We start from the raw sequence: 21,816 nt of genomic DNA, 5'->3' as shown, positions 1-21,816 counted from the left end.
CGGCAAAAAAAAGCCGTGCAGCAGCCGAGGGAGCCGCACCACTCATCGTGCCACGCTCCGAGCATAATATTTCCCGCGACCTCATCAGCCCCAGTGCGTTAAAAGTACTTTATACCCTTAAAGATGCCGGGTTTGAAGCTTATCTAGTGGGCGGTTGTGTCCGCGATTTGTTACTTGGCTATGAGCCTAAAGATTTTGATATCACCACCAATGCGTTGCCAGAACAGGTCCACCGTTTATTTCGCCGTAGTCAGCTGATTGGTCGGCGATTTAAACTGGTTCATGTGCGGTTTGGTCGTGATGAAATTATTGAAGTAGCCACATTCCGTGCACCGCCTGAAGCCAAAAATCATGTCGATGATCAAGGCCGCATCATGCAGGATAATGTCTACGGTACATTAGAACAGGATGCCTGGCGGCGGGATTTCACCATTAATGCGCTGTATTACAACATCCGTGATTTTTCGATTGTGGATTACACCGGTGGCATCGCCGATCTGCAAGCGGGTCTGATTCGATTAATTGGTGATAAACCGGTTCGCTATCGTGAAGATCCTGTCAGAATGCTGCGAGCTTTAAGATTTATGGCCAAATTAGGCCTTAAGCTGGAAGCTGAAACTGAGCAACTTATCGTTGATCTGGCGCCCTTACTTGGTGATATCCCACCAGCCAGATTATTTGATGAAACCTTAAAGCTGTATTTAAGTGGTCAAGCCGCTGTAACCCACGAGCTGCTTTGTCATTACGGTGTTTTTGATCATCTTTATCCGCAAACGGCGGCCTTGTTACACCAGGAAAAAGACGGTTATCCGCGTACTTTGTTAATGAAAGCCCTGGAAAATACCGATAAAAGACTGGCCGAAAACAAACCGGTTACTCCGGCCTTTTTGTTCGCCGCCTTATTGTGGGAACCACTTCGGCAACGCTGGCTGCAGTTAAGTAAGGACATGCCGGAAATTCCAGCGATGCAACGTGCCGCGGGCGAAGTATTGTCTGAGCAGATTCAAATCGTGGCAATACCCAAACGTTTCAGTCTGGTCACCCGTGATATCTGGACCATGCAACCAAGATTAACTCGTCGTCAGGGCAAACGTGCCTTTGCTTTACTATTGCATCCAAAATTCCGCGCAGGATATGACTTTCTTGCTTTGCGAGCCCAATCTGGTGAACCACTACAGGAACTGACGGATTGGTGGACTACATTTCAGCAGGCATCTGCAACCACTCAGTCCGATATGGTAAATGCTTTGGGGACTGGTGGAGAAGCAGAAAAACGCAAACCACGTCGTCGTCGCCGTCGTAAACCAGTTATAAAAAAAGTGGAATAATGCTCGCTTATATTGGACTCGGCAGTAATCTGGAAAACCCACTGCAACAGATTAAAACTGCTATAGATGATCTGCAGTCTTTAGCTGATATCAACATAGTCTCAGTCTCTTCGTTATATCAAAGCCCGCCAATGGGCCCGGTAGATCAACCAGATTACATCAATGCCGTTTTGGCGTTGGAAACCAGTCTCAATCCCCATCAGTTATTAGACGCCTTACAATCTGTAGAACAATTACATGGTCGAGTACGAAAGCGTCATTGGGGAGAGCGAACTTTGGATTTGGATATCTTGCTCTATGGTGATCAAATATTGGATGATGAACGACTGAAAATTCCCCATCCCGGCATGCATGAACGGGCTTTTGTGTTATATCCGTTAGCTGAAATTGCACCGGATATCGAAATCCCGGGTATTGGAACATTGCAGAAAATCTTGCCATCATGCCCGCAAGGTGATTTACAACAAGTGGAACAGATTAGCTTATGAAAACATTGCCACATCGTTATATTGTTGTTGAAGGTCCGATTGGTGTCGGCAAAACACATCTGGTTAAAAGAATTGCCGAGAGTTTTTCTGGCAATACCTTGTTGGAAGCACCAGAACAAAATCCGTTTTTGGAACGTTATTATCTACATCCCAAACAATCAGCATTACCGACTCAACTGAGCTTTTTGATGCAACGCGTTAAATTAGCCAAGACCTTGCAGCAGGATGATTTATTTACCTCGTTGCATGTCGCTGATTTTATGCTGGAAAAAGATCGATTATTCGCGCAAATCTCGCTCGATGATGATGAGCTGGCGTTATATAACATGGTATATGAAAATCTTACCCTGCATCATCGGACGCCTGATCTGGTAATTTATCTGCAAGCCTCCTTACCAACATTGAAAACTCGAATTGCTCAACGCGGTATCAGCTATGAACAGCATGTAGAAGACGCTTACCTTAAACGTCTGGCAGATTCTTATGCGGATTTTTTCCACTATTACGATGCCTCACCATTATTGATTGTTAATGCAGAGCAGATTGATCTGGTGAAGAGTGAAGCTGATTATCAACAGCTGTTAGATCAAATCTTAACCATTCAAAGTGGTCGGCAATATTACAATCCGCTGCCGGTTAAAGAGAAAAAAGCATGAGCCGTCTGAGCCTGAATCAGCTGCGTAAAATGAAGGCCGAGCGAAATAAAATCGCGGTTTTGACTGCCTATGACGCAAGCTTTAGCCATGTACTGGAGCAGGCTGGTGTCGATATCATTCTGGTTGGTGATTCTTTGGGTATGGTAATTCAAGGTCAGGAAAGTACTTTGCCAGTCACCGTAGATCATATGATCTACCACACTGCTAATGTTATTCGTGGCAGTGATCGTTTATTTGTTATCACTGATATGCCTTTTATGAGTTACGCCAATATTGATCAGGCGTTGCATAATGCCGCTCGGTTAATGGCCGAAGGTGGGGCGCAGATGATTAAACTGGAAGGCGGAGCAGAGCTGGTTGAATTAATCACCGCTTTAAGCCAGCGTGGTATTCCTGTTTGTGGTCACCTTGGTTTATTGCCCCAGTCTGTTCATAAGTTAGGTGGTTATCTGGTTCAAGGCCGAGAGGCATCGGCAGCAGAGAAAATCCTGCAGGATGCGATCAGTCTCGAACAAGCCGGAGTAGATATGCTGGTGCTTGAATGTGTACCCGCTGTACTGGCTAAAAAAATCAGTGAAGCACTTTCCATTCCAGTGATTGGCATTGGTGCTGGTGCCGATTGTGATGGACAGGTTTTGGTGTTGTACGACATGCTGGGCATTACTCCCGGCAAACGTCCACGATTCAGCCATGACTTTCTTGCTGATTGTGGTCATATCCCCGCGGCAGTAAGTCGCTATGTTGAAGCCGTCAAAAACGGTGATTTCCCCACTGCTGAGCAACAATATTAATGCAAATTGTTGAGTCGATTCTGAGCCTGCGAGGCCAGATAAAAACCTGGCGTACTGCCGGCGAAACCATTGCTTTTGTTCCTACCATGGGAAATCTGCATGACGGACATATTTCACTAGTCAAAAAAGCGCAGACTCTGGCAGACAAAGTGGTGGTCAGTATTTTTGTTAATCCATTGCAGTTTGATGACAAGCAGGATTTAGCCAGATATCCACGTACCTTGCAGGATGATGTGAAAAAGTTGATGCAGGCTGGCTGTAATCTGCTGTTTACTCCCGATGCTGATGTAATGTATCCCCAAGGTTTTGAGTTCCACACCTTTATTCATGTGCCAGGTATGGATGACAAACTGTGTGGGCTGGAACGTCCCGGGCACTTTGATGGTGTAGCCACGGTAGTCACTAAATTATTCAATATGGTGCAAGCTGATGTCGCAGTGTTTGGTGAAAAAGATTATCAGCAGCTATTATTGATTCAAAAACTGGTCAGTGATTTGAACCTGCCAGTGAAAATTGTAGGCGCACCAATAGTTAGAGAAGAGAACGGTTTGGCGATGAGTTCTCGGAACCAGCATTTAAGTGATGCTCAAAAACAACAGGCAGCAACCTTATATGCAAGTTTGCTTGAGCTTAAACAGCAGTTGATGTTGGGAGTTGAAAAATCGGCTTTACTGCAACAATTTCATCTCAACCTGACAGAAGCTGGCTTTACGCTGGACTATATTGATATTCGCCGAGCAGAGGATCTGCAAATAGCCGATCTGGCGGTGGATAAAGAATTGCGTTTGCTGGCGGCAGGGCGGCTGGGCACTGTACGCTTGATTGACAATATTGCCTGCAACCTTGCTTGAAAATTCTTAAAAAGCGATAATACACTGCTTACTGACGGAAATTTGCCTGCTATGCATCTGACACTGTTAAAAGCTAAATTACATCGTGCCTGTGTGACCCATTCCGAACTGGAATATGAGGGCTCATGTGCGATTGATGGCAAATTACTCGAAGCCGCCGGCATTCACGAGTACGAACAAATCCATATTTATAACGTCGCTAATGGCGAACGGTTTGTCACTTATGCGATTCGTGCTGAAGATGGCTCCAATATCATTTCAGTGAATGGTGCTGCGGCCCATAAAGCTTCCCCCGGTGACCGTATTATTATTTGTGCGTATACAGCCATGGATGCTGAAGAAGTAAAAAGCTTCAAACCGACGTTGGTCTATCTGAATGAAAATAATGATATTACCCATATGCGTCATGCCATTCCCGTTCAAGCGGCCTAATTAAAACCCTTCAAATTTAACGGTTTGCCAGGCTGTCATCGAACAGTCATCAAACCGTTATTTTTTTGTCATATGTGTTCTCTAGACTTTGTAGCATGAAGTTACCAGAGAATATGTATGCTCAATATTGAACAAGCCGTTCAACAAAAATTTCCCAATTTTCAACATCAAAAACCCTGGGTCAAAATCCCAACTTTGGGGTTCCTCCGTAAGATTACCCACGAACAAGAAGTCAATCGTTTCCTTGAACAGCACAAGCAGCTTGAAGGATTTGATTTCATTGATGAAGTGCTGGATTACTTCAATTTCAGTTACAGCATCAATCATCGTCACCGCAATAATATTCCTGCTACTGGTCGTGTGGTTATTGTCGCTAATCACCCGTTAGGGGCTTTGGATGGCTTGTGTTTATTAAAGCTGGTGGGTGAAGTGCGACGTGACGTCAAAATCGTCGCTAACGACATGTTGCTGAATTTTTCAGCATTAAGTTCATTATTTCTCCCGGTTGATAATCTTTCCAAATCCACCCGTAAAAGCAGTGTCGCTCGAATAGTAGAATGCCTGAATAATGATGAGGCTGTGATTGTGTTTCCTGCCGGCGAAGTTTCACGTATCCGTCCAGGTGGTGTACGTGATGGTAAATGGAACAGCGGTTTTTTAAATTTTGCCAAAAAAACGCAGGCTCCCATTTTGCCGATTTACGTTGAAGCCAGAAATTCTTCACTGTTTTACAGTGCATCAATGGTTTATAAGCCTTTATCCGGCATGATGCTGGCACATGAAATGTTCAATAAAAATTCCAAAACTATTGGCATGCGAGTTGGAGAGCCGATTGCTTATCAGCAAATTGAGCAGTTACCTTTAGTAAAAGCCGAAAAGGCCAAGTTATTACGTCGCCATTTGTATCGACTTGCAAAAGGAAAAAAGCCACTGTTTGTTACCGAGCAAACTATTGCTCATCCACAGGAACGTCGGGCGATTAAAAAGGAATTGCAGCAAGCCGAATTGTTAGGTGAAACGGCTGATAACAAAAAGATTTATCTTTTTGATTATCAAGCGAATTCAGCAGTGATACAAGAAATTGGCCGGCTGCGGGAAATCACCTTCAGACAAGTAGGCGAGGGAACCGGTAAAAAGCGTGACATTGATCATTATGATCGTGATTACCGGCATTTAATTCTCTGGGATGAGCAGGAGCTGGAGATTGCCGGTGCTTATCGAATTGGTGAAGTCGCACGTATCATGGCTGCTGGTCGTGATATTTATACCAGTGAACTGTTTAAGTTTAACCCGGCGATGCAGCAGTATTTTCCGGTGAGTATTGAATTAGGTCGCAGTTTTGTCAGCCCTAAATACTGGGGTAAGCGCAGTTTGGATTATCTGTGGTATGGCATTGGCGCATATCTAAAACGTTATCCAGAGATCCGTTATCTGTTTGGACCGGTCAGCCTGAGCAATACCTATCCTGATTTTGCCAAGGCGTTGATTGTCAATTTTTATCAAAAACATTTCGCTGATGCGGAAACACTGGCAAGCGCCAGAGTGCCCTATCTGTTTGATAGTGAGATACAGCAGCGAGTAAATTCAACGTTAGTTCATCAAGATGCTGACACTGACTTTACCGCGATGCGTGAGCAACTGGCACATATGAATGTGAGCGTGCCAACGCTGTATAAACAGTATGCCGATATCTGTGAGCCCAGCGGGGTACGGTTTATTGATTTTAATATCGATGCCAATTTCGGCAACTGTATCGATGGTTTGGTAATGGTGGATTTGCAGCAGTTAAAACCTGCCAAACGTAAACGTTATCTGGGTGAATCAAACGTTTAAGACTGCCCATGACAGCGTTTAAGTTTTTTGCCACTGCCACAAACACAGTTATCGTTACGACCAAGTTTTATCGGTGGTAAAAACTCACCATCCACATAAAACCATTGGCCTTGTTGTCGACTGAATCGGGAGCGTTCGTGTAATTGTCCGATAGGTTTATCTACATAAAAGGCAATAAACTCGACTTCCGCCTCATCATCAGTTTCAGCGTGATCGACAATATTTAAACCTAACCACTGCGTGGTTTCCATAGTTTGCTGCAAATTAAGCAAATCATCCGGCTGTCGCTGCGATGGGTGCAATGTCGCCTGTAGATAGCTGATATTGTGCATCACAAAGGCGCTGTAGCGAGAACGCATTAATTGCTCAGCTTTAATTGCAACCTGTTTGCCTTGATGCAGCAAGCCACAACACTCGTCATATATAAATTGACTCTGACAAGGACAAAGTTGGTTTTCCATTAGAAAGCAATATTCATTAAATCAGCATGTTGAAAGCGATAGTTTAATTTGTTTTTAACTTTTTGATTGCTGATGATTTTGTACTTTATATCGCTTTCGATATCAAATTCAGGTGGCGATAGACCCATTAATTGCCTTGCATAACTGTAAAATTCACGTTTGCTGGGGTGGGTATCTGCACAGCCATTAAAGATTTCTCCCCAGGCTTCCTGTTGCAAAATGGCATCGATAATACCCAGGCAATCATCCAAATGAATCAGATTCACCGGCGCATCGGCTTGTGGCACACTGCGACCATTACGAAAAAATCTGCTTGGATGGCGTCGTTCATCAATCAAACCACTAAACCGTAAGATGGTTGTTTCAAAATTCTTATTAGTTTGAAACAGCTGTTCAATTTGCCATAACTCGCTATCGTGGTTCTCAGCCTGTTCGTCTTCAGTAACTTCGCGGTTAAGATTCTGATAAACCGAGGTTGAACTGATAAACAAGACCTTTTGAATTGGTGACGTTTCAATTTGCTGAATAAGCCTGGCAAAGCCGCTGATGTTTTTCGAGGTGATGTTGATAATCAGAATGTCAGTCTGTAAAAATTCACCGCTTTCAGCTAATTCATCAATATCAACGATAAACACGCTGGCACCGCTAGAGGCAATTTCGCTGAAGCGATCATTATGGCGTGTCGAAGCTTTTACGCTAAAACCTTGTTTATAAAATTGAGTTGCGAGCGGTAAGCCCAACCAGCCGCTGCCTAAAATACTGATAGTGTTTATAACGCTTTCCTTTATTGAAAAATCAATCAATATGCCTATTGTGCAGCTTGATACAGATCAAAGGAAACCTCTAAGTCTCTTAGGCTTTACTGTAAAACGCGTTATGCTAAGACAATAGCTGTTTTAAGGAGTGACCAATGAAGCAAGATATGCAGAGCCAACCCTTTGAAAAATCATGGCATCAGTTTACTTCAGAGGAAAGTTTGTCTGAACTTGATAGCGATAAACATGGTTTGGATTCTGAGGCTGTTGAGCAACGTTTGCAGCAGTTTGGTGCTAATCATTTGCCGCGAGCTAAAGGACGCTCCGCTTTCGTTAGACTATTGGCGCAAATGCATAACCTATTGATTTATGTCCTGCTTGGTGCGGCGTTTCTCACGGCTTTGCTGGGGCATTGGATAGATTTTTGGGTGATTCTGGCCGTCGTTATTTTAAATACCCTGATTGGATTTGTTCAGGAAGGAAAAGCCGAAAAAGCGTTGGATGCCATCAAAGACATGCTGGCACCGCATGCTACGGTAATTCGTAATGGGCATCGTCTGCGGATCGAGGCCGATAAGCTGGTTCCCGGTGATGTGGTTGTTTTGGAACCCGGTGATAAAGTGCCCGCTGATTTACGACTCTTCAGTGCAAAAGGTCTGCAAATTCAGGAAGCGGTGTTAACCGGTGAATCGGTCGCAGTGGAAAAACAGCCCCAACCCGTAGCAAGTGATGCCGTATTGGGCGATCGTCTGTGTATGGCGTATTCAGGCACGTTAGTGACCTCTGGTCAGGGGCATGGTGTGGTTGTTGCGACTGGTGCACATACTGAAATTGGCCGTATCAGTGGCATGATTTCGGATATTGAAAACCTCACCACACCCTTATTACAACAAATTTCCGTATTTTCTCGTTGGCTGACGTTGGTGATCATGGTGATTGCCGCTTTGGTTTTTGCTTATGGTTATTGGCTTAATCAAACGCCGGCTATCGAGATGTTCATGATTGTGGTCGGTGTCGCCGTTGCAGGTATTCCAGAAGGATTGCCGGCTATATTGACTATTACCCTGGCAATCGGTGTACAACGCATGGCCAGTCGAAATGCGATTATCCGTCGCTTGCCTGCTGTAGAAACGCTTGGTGCGGTATCGATTATTTGTTCAGATAAAACCGGTACATTAACCCGTAACGAAATGACGGTATCCGCAGTAGTAAGCTCGGCGAATACCTATAGCATTAGCGGTGTCGGCTATTCTCCAGCAGGCGAAATTACTTTACAGGAGCAGGCCGTTGAGTTGGAACAACAGCCTACCTTAACAATGCTGCTGCGTTGTGCGGCGCTCTGCAATGACTCGACATTGAAGCGACGCGATGATGATTGGCTGGCTGAAGGCGATCCGATGGAAGCCGCCATGCTCACTGCAGCGTTAAAAGCGGATTTCACGCTGGAAGAGCTTAAACAGTTTTATCCACGACGGGATGTTATCCCATTTGATACTGCACATCGGTTTATGGCGACATTGCATCATGATCACCAGGGGCATGATTTTATTGCTGTCAAAGGTGCACCGGAAAAATTGATTGAGTTATGTCAGTTGCAACGAACTGACAACGGTGATGAACCGGTCGATCAATCCTTTTGGTATGCGCAGATTGAAAAGATTGCAGCAGAAGGGCAGCGAGTGTTGGCCGTAGCCACTAAAACTGTTGCGCAACATTCCGGAGAGTTGCAATTTGCCGATTTAAATCAAGGGTTGGTGTTACTCGGTTTAATTGGATTGATTGACCCACCCCGAGAAGAGGCGATAACAGCTGTCAGTGAATGTCACAAGGCCGGCATTCAAGTGAAAATGATCACCGGCGATCATGCGGCTACGGCAAGTGCTATCGCTGCCAAACTGGGCTTGCGTTATACGGATACTGTTCTGACCGGACATGAACTGACACAGCTTAGTGATGCCGAGTTACAGCATGCGGTGAATCAAACAGATGTTTTTGCCCGTACAGCGCCGGAGCATAAGTTAAGGCTGGTCAGTGCCTTACAGGCGAATGGTCATGTTGTTGCGATGACTGGAGATGGGGTGAATGATGCTCCTGCATTGAAACGTGCAGATGTCGGTATTGCGATGGGGCATGGTGGCACTGAAGCGGCCAAGGAAGCCGCTGAGATGGTACTTGCGGATGATAATTTTGCGTCAATTGCCAAAGCAGTACGCGAAGGACGTACGGTTTATGACAACCTGAAAAAAGCCATCTTATTTTTATTGCCTATTAATGGTGGCGAGTCGTTAAGTATTATCGTAGCAGTCATGGCAGGCATGACATTACCGATTACCCCATTACAAATACTGTGGATCAATATGGTCAGCTCAATTGCCCTCGCATTATCGTTAGCGTTTGAACCGGGTGAAAAGAATGCCATGCATCGCCAGCCACGCCAGCGTGATGAAAAAATGCTCTCGAGTTTTCTGGTCTGGCGAATCACTTTTGTGTCGTTACTATTTGTGATCGGCGTCTATGGCATGTTTCTATGGACCCAATCTCAAGGGGCATCTCTAGAACAATCCAGAACTTATGCGGTCAATACCTTGGTCGTTATGGAGGTGTTTTACTTATTTAATGTACGGTGTTTGAGCAGTGCTTCATGGTCAATCAAGCAATGGTTCACTTCATATATCGTATTTCTGTCAATTGGTTTGGTTATCATTTTGCAGCTGATATTTACCTATGCACCTTTTATGAATACGCTTTTTGAAACAACTCCTATTAGTTTAGGACATGGCATGGAGATTATTGCGGTAGGCATTGTCATGTATCTGATTTTAGAGATTGAAAAATGGTTGCGTCGCAGCATAACCAAAAAATATCAAACTGGAACTGCAAACTAAATGAAAAGTGATATTTCAATGAAAAAATTACTGTTGTGTTCTTTACTTGTGGTGAGCCCAGCTCATGCTAAAGGTATTTTTACTGAGGGTGATGAGCTGTTACTGCAAACCTCTGTCTGGACCAAACATTACAATCCAGAACCGGATCACAACAATCATCAGAAAATGATTAATCTTGAATATTATTTTAATGATGAAGTGAAGTTTTTCGTAAATCCAGAACAGACTAGTTGGCGAGATGATGTTCGCTGGTTAGTGGGCGGGGCGACATTTAAGAACAGTTATGATCAGCAAAGCACCTATGTTTATGGTGGTGGGCGTTATGATTATGCCTTAGGAGAAAACACCAAAGCTTATGCCAAACTGACTGCGGGCCTGCTGTATGGTTATCGCGGTGAATATAAGGACAAAATCCCTTTTAATAGTTTGGGGGTGGCGCCTGTAATTTTGCCAGCGGTAGGTGTGCAACACCGCAGAGTCAATCTGGAGTTGGTCCCTTTTGCTGCGGCGGGTGTAATGATTAACGCGGGTTTTTATTTTCGCTAATTTGTGTCGATATACAGTAACTTGCAGCCGGTGTATTATGATCGTCCCTTGTAACCGGAGCTTTTAAACCTCATGACTTTGCTTATCGCTTTTGCGGTACTTTCAATTTTAGTCTCATTTATTTGTTCAATTCTTGAAGCGGCTTTACTCTCTGTCACTCCTAGCTATATAGCGCAACAGAAAGAACACAAACCCAAACTCTACAGCCAGCTTAATCGACTCAAAGATAAAATCGATCAGCCACTAGCGGCTATTTTGACGCTAAACACGGTCGCCCATACTGTTGGTGCTCTGGGTGTCGGTGCGCAGGTGACGGTTGTTTTTGGCAATGGCTATCTTGGCATTGCTTCGGTCATTATGACGTTGTTGATCCTTATCCTTTCGGAAATTTTGCCTAAGACTATCGGTGCAAAATACTGGCGTAGTTTGGCTCCGGTGATGCCGCCTATTTTAAATGCGATGATCTGGTTGTTAAAACCATTTATCTGGGTATCAGATCAGATGATGAAACTAATTGGTGGCAAAGAACAACAAGGTGACATCCGCCTTGAAATCAAAGCTATGACCTCATTAGGTAAAGAATTGGGTGAGCTTGATGAGGATGAATCCCGAGTGATATCCAATATTCTGGATTTACATGAAATCCGCACACGAGACATTATGACGCCGAGAACAGTCTCGGAATATGTGGGGCCTGATGAGACCATTGCTGAATTTATAGAGCGCTCCAACGAAGGACAGTTTTCACGTTATCCAGTATTGGATGTCAATGAATCGCCGTTAGGCGTTATTTTTCGTCGTGATGTGATTGGGGCTGATGAAGCAACTAAAGTTTCAGAAGTGATGAAGCCGATTGTAGTGGTGACCGATCAGAAAGATGTGGAGTCGGTAATGACTTTGCTGATGAAAGAGCGCCAGCATATGGCGGTTGTATATGATGAATATGGTAGCTGGTTAGGTATTGTGACCATGGAAGATATTTTTGAAACCATTATCGGTAAGTCGATTATGGACGAAACTGATGATATTCCGAATATGCGTCGCTATGCCAAAAAGCTCTGGGAAAAACGTCAGCGTCATTCAACGAATCAAACAAACTAAATCAACTTATTCGTTTTTTGATAAATAACCTTAAGATCGTAACGACCAGACTAAAAAGACCCAATAAAATCAGCATAACAGGCCAGGGAATCGGATGTGGGGGAGGATTCACTGGCTCTGTTTGTTTGAGTGCAACAGGAATATCACGTTCTGCCAGTTCAATAGTGACCAATCATCTCGATCTGCTGGGGCTGTTTCCAGATATTCGCTGAAACTGTAGATTGGTGCTCCACCCAAAACACGACTTGATGGAATTTGTGGAATCCGGACAAACCATATGGCTTCTATGGATTCTGCGAGTCTCTGTTCATATGCGGTTAAAGAGCGCGGAGATTCAGTGGCGGTTAACCGTAATAAATCCTCTCCGATGGCATCAAACGCAACCGCTGGTAACAACCGTGTCGTTTCAGTCGTCAGGTAGTCGTAAATCTGTCTGGCTGCATCCAGATCTGCTTCAGTTAGCGCTGTATAAAAATAAGCACCAATCGCCATGATATAACCGTTTATGCCACGGTGCGGCACTTTCCAACCCAAAGCCCGCAAAGTATCAATGGTGATTCCGGCACAGTTCGCATCGGCATGGTTGTAAATAAAGTTATGCCGATAGAAATGGTTCATCACTTGATTAATGGACTGCTGAAATTCAGCAGCAGGTTGGCCATCTTTGAGCGTCGCAACCACCATGTAGGATGGGCGGTAATAGTTTTGACCAGCGTTTAAATCGGCCAGATAGTTATCCATTGGTGTCACAGCAGCGATGATTGCTTTCTCACTGACGGTATCCAGATTGTAAAAATTGGTTACTAACCAGTCATGGTAACTGCCATCACCGTTAAATTGCCCAGTGACGCCAGCAAAATGGCCGGCTAATGCTTCATCATCGTCTCCCTGGGCACCATTCAGCATTAAACCGAATACGGCCTTACCGGCTGATTCTAAAGCGGCTCCTGGTTCACGTTCCCATAACAGACGGCTTTGATGTGGTAGCTCAACACCGCCATCGTCAGCCTGTACCAATGTTTGCAAATCCTCATCATGGTTGAGCGCCAAGAGTTGATAGTTGGTGATGGCAAAATCCAGCGGCCATACCGTTCGTGCAATGAACTCACCGTCAATGGATTTACCACGCAGACGAATATCTCGCTTTTTAAAGAACTCAGAAGTGTCCTGATTCCAGAATGAGCGATTTTCAGGGATCTTGGCAACGGTTTTAAACGATTTTCTGTCCATCAGCTGTAATAATAGAATGACCTGAGTCATCAAAACTGGCCTGCTCGATTAAGTCAGGTGAAGCAATCCATATCGGTATGTCATCGTTAATTACCGGCAGCTCTTGCAACCATTTAGGTAACGTTACTGCAGAGGAGGGAGCTGTTCGAACCGGCGCAATGATTTCATTCTCGAAATACCATTTTGCTTGAGGTGAAAGATTACAAAATGCACAAGCACCACTGGTCAGTTGTAACTGAACCGTTTCTTCAGTGGCGGCATCAAAAAAGGTGATTGGCTGAGCATAGGCATAGCTGCTGCCCAGCCACAAAATCAGGGCGTGTGATAAAAATGACATGCGCAAAGCATATCATGAGACAGCGCTATTTTTAGCCTGATGAATTTCTGTTCTCAGCGCCTCATCCAGATTGAGCTGGCGAGCCAGTTCATCAAGATAAACTTTCTCCATAAAACTATCTTCATCGGTAATGATTAAGCTTGCCAAATACATTTCTGCAGCTATTTCACTAGTCGTTGCCAATTTAGCAATTTCAGCAGGATTGACGGGTTTTTTTAACTCAGTATCTATCCATTGCAACAGCTCCGGATCATCCGTGAGTTGAGCAATCTGTTGATCAATCAACATGCGCTCATGATCGTCAATATGGCCATCAGCTTTAGCAGCTCCAATCATTGCTTGTAAGATGGCCTGGCTATGAAGTTCGGCTTCGGCGGCGGGTAGCTTGTCCAGCGTTTTCGGGGTGCTTTGCGGGGCTGCTTGCAGATTATTCTGTTGCCAATTCTGGTAGGCTTTGAATGCCACCGCACCAATTGCTGCAACGCTACCGTATTTAAATACGCTACCCCCGATTTTTCGGGCTTTCTTGTTGCCTAACAACAGACCAACTGCAGTACCTGCTAAAGCGCCACCACCAGCGCCAGTTAAAAATTGACCGACTTTGCTGTTTCCTAGATCAATGCCGCTTTTATTATTGTCCAGAAATTGCTGACCAGATTGTAATAGCTTATCCATCAGATTACGTGTGTTCATTAAAAACAATCTCCAAGTGAGGGGTGTTGAACTAGTCAGTTGAGCAGCTTGCACGCATAATGTCTTTAACTTCGCTGCTATTGCCACCAACTTTTACTTTAATTGAATTAACTTAAATGAAAATGAATGCACGCTTTCAACAAGGTTCTTCGAAGCTATTTACCATCGTGTTCTGGTTATTGTTAATGGGCTCGATGACGCTATTTTTTAATGGGTTTATCGAAAATCAACAAAACCCTAATCGGCATTTAGTGGAAATGGAAGCCGGGCTTGGAACCGATGTGGTTTTACAAAGAAATCAGGCCGGACATTATGTGGCGCCGGGATTTATTAATGGCCATGAAGTGACATTTTTACTGGATACTGGTGCGACCAATATCAGTGTGCCCGGAGGAATAGCCAGAAAAGCTGGACTGAAACAGGGCAGGCAGGCGATGGTGATGACGGCAAATGGTGTTGTGCCGGTTTATGCTACTCAGTTAGATACCGTACAGCTCGGTGCAATCAAATTGCAGCATATCAGTGCCCACATAAATCCTCATATGACCGACGATATCGTATTGCTGGGTATGAGTTTTATGAAACATCTGGATATGACACAACGTGATGGAACGCTGACCTTGCGTTTACCGGGGGTCTGAAGATTGACCGCTTTTTTCTACCGCCCACCTTTCATAATGTGAACCCGGCTCACCGGGATAAAAACAACATACTACCCAGACATTACCTATCAGTTCGGTAATTACTGATTTTGCCCCTTCACTGGTTTTCCACCATTGTTTCAGTTCAAAGCTTTGAGGGGCCGCAGCATAAATACCAATCTTAACGTCCTTAAAAGCCTGTTGATAAAGATAGCGGGTTCGTCTGGCATGTACATGGCTGGTATGCACATTCAGTTCATCCAAACTTTCACCTTTTAAAGTCAACCAGTCTCTGACCAACACGGCACTCAGATAAGTACGTTCTTGTGCTGACTCCGGGGCCGGAATAATGATTAATTTCTCAGCGGGTAAACCTTGGTGCAACATAAAATCACCAGCTTGCTCTGCATACGAGGCATGAGTGGGATTCAGGAATCGCCTATTAGGTCCGCCGGTAGTGATCATGTATTGATACCCCTCGGCGTTAAATATGGCTAAGGCAGATAGTAAGCTGTCTTCCTCCTGCCAGCCTTCAACGACCAGATAAGTACGATCTGCTACCGGAGCATTGGGGGCGAGGATTATGGCAAGTTGTTTTAATGAAAAAATACCGCCAATTATCAGCAGAATTAAAAAAAACAAACCGCCCCATACTGTCGGGAACCACATCTCACGCTTTCGAAATAAGGCAAATTTAGCCAAACAAACTATCCCTGCAATTAAAAACGACGGTGGTTAATCCAGATTTGTCTGGCTCAGCCTTCTTGCCCATAACGTTGGTGCAAGATGCCTACACGTTCAACATACACTTCTGTCTCGGCATACGGTGGTATGCCCTTAAAACGTTTAACTGCACCAGGTCCGGCATTATAAGCAGCCGTTGCGAGTTTGATATCGCCATCGAAAGTTTTCAACAAACCTGCCAGATACTTCACGCCACCTTCAATATTCTGCTGAATATCAAATGCATTGGTCACGCCTAGATCTTTAGCTGTACCGGGCATTAATTGCATCAAGCCTTGTGCACCTTTTTTTGAAAGAGCTTTGGAGTTAAAAGCTGACTCGGCGTGAATCACTGCACGTACCAGTGCAGCATCCACTTTATATTTTTTCGCCATGGCTTTTACCGTGTCAGCATAATCCGCTCTATTCAGGCCGATGGTATGCCAATTGATTTTTGATGTCGGGTTACAGGCATAACAATCATAAGCCAACACCTCGAAATCACCAGTAATTGGTCGTTGATCGGAAAAGCTGAAGCCATCACCATCATTTGATAGTGACTTGTAGATGATGGTCTTATTACTGTTTATCGATGTGGGTTTGCGTACATCAATATCGGCATTGGTAAACTCCACAACGCCATCGCTGTTGCGCACTTGTTTTATTTCATTTGCCAGCACGCTACTGGTTAACAGTAGCGTGCATAGAGAAATGAAAATAGGCTTTAGTGTCATAGATACTAAAAATAGCGTCCAGCCGAACCAATGACAATCACAATTAAGCCAAGAATGAGATTTGCTCGAACAAATTTACGAATTTTATCCAGTTCATTGGCCGATGCTATCCAATCATGCTCAGCCACAGCCCATTTCAGTTTTCTGAATGGATTAAAAAATACGTGCAGGAATAATAAAATCATAAAGATGCCCAACAGCAACATGATATGCACATGAACACCGACTGCGCCCATACCACCCATCATAAACAGCATGCCGAATCCAGTAATTAAAATGGTCACCACCGATGCCCACACCCATGGGAAAAATCGTTTAAAAACATTTGCCCAAAGTGGAAAGCGCTGTTCGGGTTCCAGTAAGGTCGCCGCAACAGGGCGTAAAAACATAAAAGCGAAAAATAATCCGCCCACCCAGATGACCGAAGCCAGTAAATGTAAACTTATTGCAATGCCCATAGTAATTCTCTCTAAGTTGTTATCGTTTTAATGGGAATACCAGCAATTTTCTGCTGCCATTCCTGAGGACCAGTTTGATGTACCGAGCTTCCCCGGCTATCGACCGCCACAGTGACTGGCATATTTTCTACATAGAATTCACGCACCGCTTCCATGCCTAATTCTTCAAAAGCTACCAAGCGTGAAGATTTAATTGCTTTTGATACCAGATAAGCCGCGCCGCCCACCGCAATCAAATAGGTCGATTGATACTTTTTAATCAAATCGACAGTTTGTTCACCGCGCTCGGCTTTGCCTATCATGCCTAACAGACCGGTTTTAGCCAGCATGGTTTCAGTAAATTTATCCATTCGGGTTGCCGTGGTGGGACCGGCTGGACCCACAATTTCATTTTTTACCGGATCTACCGGGCCGACGTAATAGATAAACCGATTATGAAAATCCAGCCCTTCTGGTAACGATTCACCACGTTCCAGCAAATCGGCAATTTTTTTATGCGCCGCATCGCGACCGGTTAAAAAATGACCGGTGAGTAATAAGGTATCGCCGGGTTGCCATTGTTTAATCTCATCATGCGTTATTGTGTCGAGATTAATATGGCGGGTGTTTTCCGCAGCCTGCCAGGTAATTTCCGGCCAGTCGCTTAACGAGGGAGGAGTGAATGTTGCCGGGCCAGAACCATCCAGCGTGAAATGCACATGTCGGGTAGCGGCACAATTAGGAATCATTGCAACAGGAAGCGAAGCCGCATGGGTCGGATAATCCTTGATTTTGATATCCAATACCGTTGTCAGACCGCCCAAACCTTGTGCGCCAATTCCCAGTTGATTTACCTTTTCATATAATTCAACCCGTAACTTTTCAGTTGCCGTTTGTGGGCCACGTTCGAGTAAATCCTGAATATCAATATCTTCCATCAGGCTTTGTTTGGCCATTAGCATGGCCTTTTCAGCTGTACCACCAATACCGATACCGAGCATGCCGGGAGGACACCAGCCCGCACCCATTTTCGGCACAGTTTCCAGTACCCAATCCACCAGACTGTCACTAGGGTTCAATATGGTGAATTTGGCTTTGTTTTCGCTACCACCACCTTTGGCGGCAATATCAATTTCTATCTTGTCGCCGGGGACCAGTTCGGTATAAATCACTGCTGGTGTGTTATCACCGGTATTTTTGCGGCTGCCAATCGGATCGGCAACGATAGACGCACGCAGCACATTATCGGGATGTTGATAAGCCTGACGTACGCCTTCATTTACCATATCTTCCAGACTCAAATCGGTCTGCCATTGCACCTGCATACCGACCTTGAGAAAGATATTAACAATGCCGGTATCCTGACAAATTGGTCGGTTGTTTTCGGCGCACATCCGTGAATTGACCAGAATCTGGGCTATCGCGTCTTTGGCTGCTGGAGATTGCTCACGCTCATAGGCTTTGCTCATCGCCTGGATAAAATCCTGGGGATGATAATTGGCAATAAACTGCAACGCATCGGCGATGCTTTGCACAAAGTCCTGTTGGCGAATCAGCGTCATAATTATTGCGCTAACTTTTGTTGAATAGCTTCAAGCACATTATCCAAAGCGAATTCATCCGCTTCACCAGATGCACGATGTTTATATTCAATCACACCATTGTCCATACCACGTTCACCCAGAATCAGGCGATGTGGAATTCCGATAAGCTCCATATCAGCAAAAGCGACGCCAGGACGCAAGCCGCGATCATCAAGCAATACATCGACACCGGCAGCAAGCAATTGCTGATAGATCTTTTCAGCTTCATCACGAACCCGTTGTGATTTATGTGCATTGACCGGCACTAATACCACTTCAAATGGGGCAATGGCCTGTGGCCAGATAATGCCGTTTTCATCGTTGTTCTGTTCGATAGTTGCAGCAACGACTCGAGATACGCCAATGCCATAGCAACCCATGGTAATAACCTGAGATTGTCCTGTTTCGGTCAATACCACGGCATTCAGTTTGCTACTGTAGTTTTCACCAAGTTGGAAAATATGACCCACTTCAATACCACGGGCGATTTCCAATGTACCTCGGCCATCCGGGCTGGCATCACCTGCGACTACATTACGTAAGTCTGCGGTTTCAGGTTCAGGGCAATCGCGGCCCCAGTTCACGCCAGTCAGATGTTTTTCATCTTCATTGGCACCACAAACAAAATCAGCAATGTGTGCAGCAGCATGGTCGACAACCATAGGGATTGTCAGGCCGACTGGGCCGATAGAACCGATATTGGCACCGGTAGCTTCATGCACCTGCTCTGGTGTGACAAAGGTTAAAGGCGCAGCAATTAACGGATGTTTTTCTGCTTTGATTTCATTGAGTTCGTGGTCGCCGCGTAACACCAAAGCGACAACACTGTTTTTCTCAGCACCTTCGACCAGCAACGTTTTCAAACATTGCGACGCGGGAACCTTCAAAAAGCTGCTGACATCTTCGATAGTATGTTTATGTGGTGTATCGACGGTTTGCATAGCAGCATTAGGAGCAGGGCGATCACCAGCTGGTTTAACTGCTTCGGCCAACTCAACATTAGCGGCGTAGTCACTGGCATTGCTAAATGCAATGGCATCTTCGCCGGAGCTTGCCAGTACGTGGAATTCATGTGAGGCATTACCACCAATACTGCCGGTATCCGCTTGTACTGCACGGAAGTTCAAACCAATCCGTTGGAAAATACGCGTGTAAGTTGCATACATATCATCATAGGTTTGCTGCAACGATGCTTGATCCACATGGAATGAATAGGCATCTTTCATCAGGAACTCACGAGCCCGCATCAAACCAAAACGTGGACGGATTTCGTCACGGAATTTGGTTTGGATCTGGTAAAAATTGACCGGCAATTGTTTGTAACTGCGAATCTCCTGACGCACCAGATCAGTAATGACTTCTTCATGGGTCGGGCCATAACAGAACTCACGTTGATGACGATCGGTGATACGTAATAATTCCGGACCGTATTTTTCCCAGCGCTGGCTTTCTTGCCACAATTCAGCCGGTTGCACGGAGGGCATTAACACTTCCTGAGCACCGGCTTTATTCATTTCCTCGCGCACAATCGCTTCGGTTTTACGCAGTACCCGCAAGCCCATCGGCATCCAGGTATACAGACCAGAAGCCAGACGGCGGATAAGACCCGCCCGCAACATCAATTGATGACTGACGATTTCGGCATCGGCAGGTGTTTCTTTTAAAGTGGAAATGAGAAGCTTCGAAGTACGCATGGAAAACGTGATTCCTGATTATTGTTATTAAATTAAAAACTGCACCGCACAATTGCGGCAAAGTCTGGATTTGTTAAAAAGTGCTGTGATCCCAGCCCCAGTTTTGCCGTTCGGAGTCGGTCATGCTGATATAGATCCGGCTGCCATTGACACCAATTTGATCTTCAATCATCGAACATAACGCATCTGAAAACGCCTTGCGATCGCTGGGTAATCCTAAAGAGCGGTAATCCAAAATCGCCGTGGGCTCGGTGCTGCCACCAAATGACATGGCTGTTTTCGACTCAACCGCGATCATCACATAACTTTCCGGTTTGCCTGATGCTTGTGCCACGGTTTTGCTGGCGGCTTTTAATAGGGCTGTTTCGTCATTAATGCTTTGATTGGTCACAATGTTTAAATAAGGCATGGTTAATTCTCCTGTTCGCAGAATTGCTTAACTTGCTGTTTTAAAGTGCTTATTTTTTCCTGTCTTTCGACTTCGGTAGGCCGGGTAACATTGCCTTGTGGATCCATTACCCGTCTGCCGGGGTTATCTTGATACTGCTGTAAATTGTATCGGGCAACACGGCAGTTTTCTTCGACAATGGCTGCCGTTTGTTGCGCTTGTTGTTGTTTTTGCTGCTGTTCAGCACGGGCTTTATCCGTTGCCTGTTGCTGTTCGATCAGCAGCTCAATTTCTTTTTGAGCCGCTTCAGGATTCATTGATGGAGGAGGGGGAGTATCCATCTTTTCATAGGGTTTGCCGACAGGAGGTGTTTGTGAATAGATGACCTCACCATCGTCATCAATCCATTTATAAGCATCCGCCTGAACCGCCATGGCAAATACTAAAGCAAGACAGCAACTGCTTAATTGCGGTATAAACATCACGGATACCTAATCAAATAAATCATTATTCTACGCCAAAGCGCCATTTCATAAAATGTCTGATCAATCTGTTCGTTTCGAGTTAAAAATCCCGGTGCAGCAAGGCTCAGCAAATGCCATTGATTTGCTGGCGGAACGCTGTGAATTGTCGCGTCAGCAAATCAAGCTGGCAATGAGTAAAGGCGCCGTCTGGATACAGAAAGGCAAACGTACTCAGCGTTTGCGCAGAGCGACCAAAACCTTGGCTCCCGGGGAAGTGCTAAGTATTCATTACGATAAGCGTTTACTGGATCAAATTCCTGCTGAGCCACAGTTGTTGCATGATTTTGGTGTTTACAGTGTGTGGTTCAAACCTGCCGGTATGCTGGCGCAAGGCACAGAGTGGGGTGACCACTGCAGTTTGCTGCGAGTTTCGGAACGGGCTTTTGCTAAACCCAGACAAAGTTTTCTGGTACAACGACTGGATCGTGAAGCCTTTGGCTTAATGATCATCGCCCACCAGCAAAAAGCGGCAGCCCAGTTATCCACGCTGTTTCAACAACGAAAAATTGAAAAGCACTATGAGATTCAGGTCGATGGTGACGTTAAGTGGCAAAAACTGACGGTAAATTCCCCTTTGGATGGTAAACATGCCGTCAGCCATTTCGAAAAACGCGCTTATGATGCCGAGCAAAACCGGACGCAGTTAGCTGTCTCGATTGAGACGGGCCGGATGCATCAAATTCGCCGCCATTGCGCATCGATTGG

At 45.1% G+C, this 21,816-nt stretch carries 24 protein-coding genes; 12 read left to right on the top strand and 12 right to left on the bottom strand.

Annotated features, from left to right (window positions below; all coding sequences use genetic code 11):
* Nucleotides 1–47: 47 nt before the first annotated feature.
* From pcnB to E8Q33_RS06415, 7 genes are all read left to right on the top strand, one after another.
* A complete protein-coding gene (pcnB, locus tag E8Q33_RS06445; RefSeq protein ID WP_247869958.1) occupies nt 48–1,328 on the top strand; it encodes a polynucleotide adenylyltransferase PcnB in 1,281 nt (426 codons plus the stop codon).
* Nucleotides 1,328–1,816, top strand: coding sequence for a 2-amino-4-hydroxy-6-hydroxymethyldihydropteridine diphosphokinase (folK, locus tag E8Q33_RS06440; protein WP_136553673.1), 489 nt, complete (start codon nt 1,328–1,330; stop codon nt 1,814–1,816). Before pcnB ends, folK begins: the two co-directional genes overlap by 1 nt.
* Nucleotides 1,813–2,472 carry a deoxynucleoside kinase gene (locus E8Q33_RS06435; RefSeq protein ID WP_069296017.1) on the top strand — a complete coding sequence of 220 codons (660 nt, stop codon included), beginning with the start codon at nt 1,813–1,815 and terminating at the stop codon, nt 2,470–2,472. Before folK ends, E8Q33_RS06435 begins: the two co-directional genes overlap by 4 nt.
* Nucleotides 2,469–3,263 carry a 3-methyl-2-oxobutanoate hydroxymethyltransferase gene (gene panB, locus E8Q33_RS06430; protein ID WP_136553671.1) on the top strand — a complete coding sequence of 265 codons (795 nt, stop codon included), beginning with the start codon at nt 2,469–2,471 and terminating at the stop codon, nt 3,261–3,263. The genes E8Q33_RS06435 and panB overlap by 4 nt, the downstream gene beginning before the upstream one ends.
* The gene (panC, locus tag E8Q33_RS06425) at nt 3,263–4,114 is read left to right on the top strand and encodes a pantoate--beta-alanine ligase (protein WP_136553669.1); all 852 of its coding nucleotides are present in this window, start codon (nt 3,263–3,265) and stop codon (nt 4,112–4,114) included. The genes panB and panC overlap by 1 nt, the downstream gene beginning before the upstream one ends.
* Nucleotides 4,115–4,165: 51 nt before the next feature.
* A complete protein-coding gene (panD, locus tag E8Q33_RS06420; protein WP_069296020.1) occupies nt 4,166–4,546 on the top strand; it encodes an aspartate 1-decarboxylase in 381 nt (126 codons plus the stop codon).
* Between the two features lie 117 nt (nt 4,547–4,663).
* Nucleotides 4,664–6,379, top strand: coding sequence for a lysophospholipid acyltransferase family protein (locus E8Q33_RS06415; protein ID WP_136553667.1), 1,716 nt, complete (start codon nt 4,664–4,666; stop codon nt 6,377–6,379).
* On the opposite strand, the gene E8Q33_RS06410 is transcribed toward E8Q33_RS06415, so the two are convergent.
* On the bottom strand, nt 6,376–6,840 hold the full coding sequence (locus E8Q33_RS06410) for a YchJ family protein (protein ID WP_136553665.1): 465 nt from the start codon (nt 6,838–6,840) through the stop codon (nt 6,376–6,378). The two genes, E8Q33_RS06415 and E8Q33_RS06410, sit on opposite strands and share 4 nt — an antisense overlap.
* A complete protein-coding gene (locus E8Q33_RS06405) occupies nt 6,840–7,643 on the bottom strand; it encodes an NAD(P)H-binding protein (RefSeq protein ID WP_371413274.1) in 804 nt (267 codons plus the stop codon). Before E8Q33_RS06405 ends, E8Q33_RS06410 begins: the two co-directional genes overlap by 1 nt.
* A gap of 107 nt (nt 7,644–7,750) precedes the next feature.
* Here E8Q33_RS06405 and E8Q33_RS06400 point away from each other — a divergent pair, with 107 nt between their 5' ends.
* From E8Q33_RS06400 to E8Q33_RS06390, 3 genes are all read left to right on the top strand, one after another.
* On the top strand, nt 7,751–10,480 hold the full coding sequence (locus E8Q33_RS06400) for a cation-transporting P-type ATPase (protein ID WP_136553663.1): 2,730 nt from the start codon (nt 7,751–7,753) through the stop codon (nt 10,478–10,480).
* Nucleotides 10,481–11,026, top strand: a complete 546-nt coding sequence (locus E8Q33_RS06395; protein WP_245652098.1) for a hypothetical protein — start codon at nt 10,481–10,483, stop codon at nt 11,024–11,026.
* A gap of 72 nt (nt 11,027–11,098) precedes the next feature.
* Nucleotides 11,099–12,127 (top strand): CNNM domain-containing protein, encoded by a 1,029-nt coding sequence (locus tag E8Q33_RS06390; RefSeq protein WP_136553661.1) that lies wholly within the window; start codon nt 11,099–11,101, stop codon nt 12,125–12,127.
* Nucleotides 12,128–12,235: 108 nt separating this feature from the next.
* Here the strand turns inward: E8Q33_RS06390 and E8Q33_RS06385 are convergent, their stop codons facing one another.
* From E8Q33_RS06385 to E8Q33_RS06375, 3 genes are read right to left on the bottom strand one after another with little or no spacing between them, the layout of a single operon-like run.
* On the bottom strand, nt 12,236–13,387 hold the full coding sequence (locus tag E8Q33_RS06385; protein WP_136553659.1) for a hypothetical protein: 1,152 nt from the start codon (nt 13,385–13,387) through the stop codon (nt 12,236–12,238).
* Nucleotides 13,338–13,694 carry a hypothetical protein gene (locus tag E8Q33_RS06380; protein ID WP_136553657.1) on the bottom strand — a complete coding sequence of 119 codons (357 nt, stop codon included), beginning with the start codon at nt 13,692–13,694 and terminating at the stop codon, nt 13,338–13,340. Before E8Q33_RS06380 ends, E8Q33_RS06385 begins: the two co-directional genes overlap by 50 nt.
* A 12-nt stretch (nt 13,695–13,706) precedes the next feature.
* Nucleotides 13,707–14,387, bottom strand: coding sequence for a tellurite resistance TerB family protein (locus E8Q33_RS06375; RefSeq protein ID WP_136553655.1), 681 nt, complete (start codon nt 14,385–14,387; stop codon nt 13,707–13,709).
* A 116-nt stretch (nt 14,388–14,503) separates the two neighbouring features.
* Here E8Q33_RS06375 and E8Q33_RS06370 point away from each other — a divergent pair, with 116 nt between their 5' ends.
* Nucleotides 14,504–15,028 carry a TIGR02281 family clan AA aspartic protease gene (locus E8Q33_RS06370; protein WP_136553653.1) on the top strand — a complete coding sequence of 175 codons (525 nt, stop codon included), beginning with the start codon at nt 14,504–14,506 and terminating at the stop codon, nt 15,026–15,028.
* Here the strand turns inward: E8Q33_RS06370 and E8Q33_RS06365 are convergent.
* From E8Q33_RS06365 to E8Q33_RS06335, 7 genes are all read right to left on the bottom strand, one after another.
* The gene (locus tag E8Q33_RS06365) at nt 15,014–15,730 is read right to left on the bottom strand and encodes an ElyC/SanA/YdcF family protein (RefSeq protein WP_247869956.1); all 717 of its coding nucleotides are present in this window, start codon (nt 15,728–15,730) and stop codon (nt 15,014–15,016) included. The genes E8Q33_RS06370 and E8Q33_RS06365 overlap by 15 nt on opposite strands.
* A 53-nt stretch (nt 15,731–15,783) precedes the next feature.
* Nucleotides 15,784–16,407, bottom strand: coding sequence for a lytic transglycosylase domain-containing protein (locus E8Q33_RS06360; protein WP_247869955.1), 624 nt, complete (start codon nt 16,405–16,407; stop codon nt 15,784–15,786).
* Nucleotides 16,408–16,490: 83 nt separating this feature from the next.
* Nucleotides 16,491–16,943, bottom strand: coding sequence for a CopD family protein (locus E8Q33_RS06355; protein WP_136553649.1), 453 nt, complete (start codon nt 16,941–16,943; stop codon nt 16,491–16,493).
* Nucleotides 16,944–16,954: 11 nt separating this feature from the next.
* Nucleotides 16,955–18,484, bottom strand: a complete 1,530-nt coding sequence (locus E8Q33_RS06350) for a fumarate hydratase (protein ID WP_136553647.1) — start codon at nt 18,482–18,484, stop codon at nt 16,955–16,957.
* A 2-nt stretch (nt 18,485–18,486) separates the two neighbouring features.
* Nucleotides 18,487–20,199 carry a proline--tRNA ligase gene (locus E8Q33_RS06345; protein ID WP_136553645.1) on the bottom strand — a complete coding sequence of 571 codons (1,713 nt, stop codon included), beginning with the start codon at nt 20,197–20,199 and terminating at the stop codon, nt 18,487–18,489.
* Between the two features lie 73 nt (nt 20,200–20,272).
* Complete coding sequence (locus E8Q33_RS06340; protein ID WP_069296032.1) at nt 20,273–20,608, bottom strand: phenylpyruvate tautomerase MIF-related protein; 336 nt, start codon at nt 20,606–20,608, stop codon at nt 20,273–20,275.
* A gap of 2 nt (nt 20,609–20,610) precedes the next feature.
* Nucleotides 20,611–21,069: a DUF4124 domain-containing protein gene (locus E8Q33_RS06335; RefSeq protein ID WP_136553643.1), complete on the bottom strand. Its 459-nt coding sequence runs from the start codon at nt 21,067–21,069 to the stop codon at nt 20,611–20,613.
* 55 nt (nt 21,070–21,124) lie between these two features.
* On the opposite strand from E8Q33_RS06335, the gene E8Q33_RS06330 reads away from it, so the two are divergent.
* Nucleotides 21,125–21,816 (top strand): RNA pseudouridine synthase (locus tag E8Q33_RS06330; protein ID WP_136553718.1); only part of this gene is annotated, 692 nt, incomplete at its 3' end.

Source organism: Methylophaga sp. SB9B, assembly GCF_004832235.1.
Classification (GTDB): Bacteria; Pseudomonadota; Gammaproteobacteria; order Nitrosococcales; family Methylophagaceae; genus Methylophaga; species Methylophaga muralis.
This window is presented reverse-complemented; position numbering and strand designations above follow the sequence as displayed.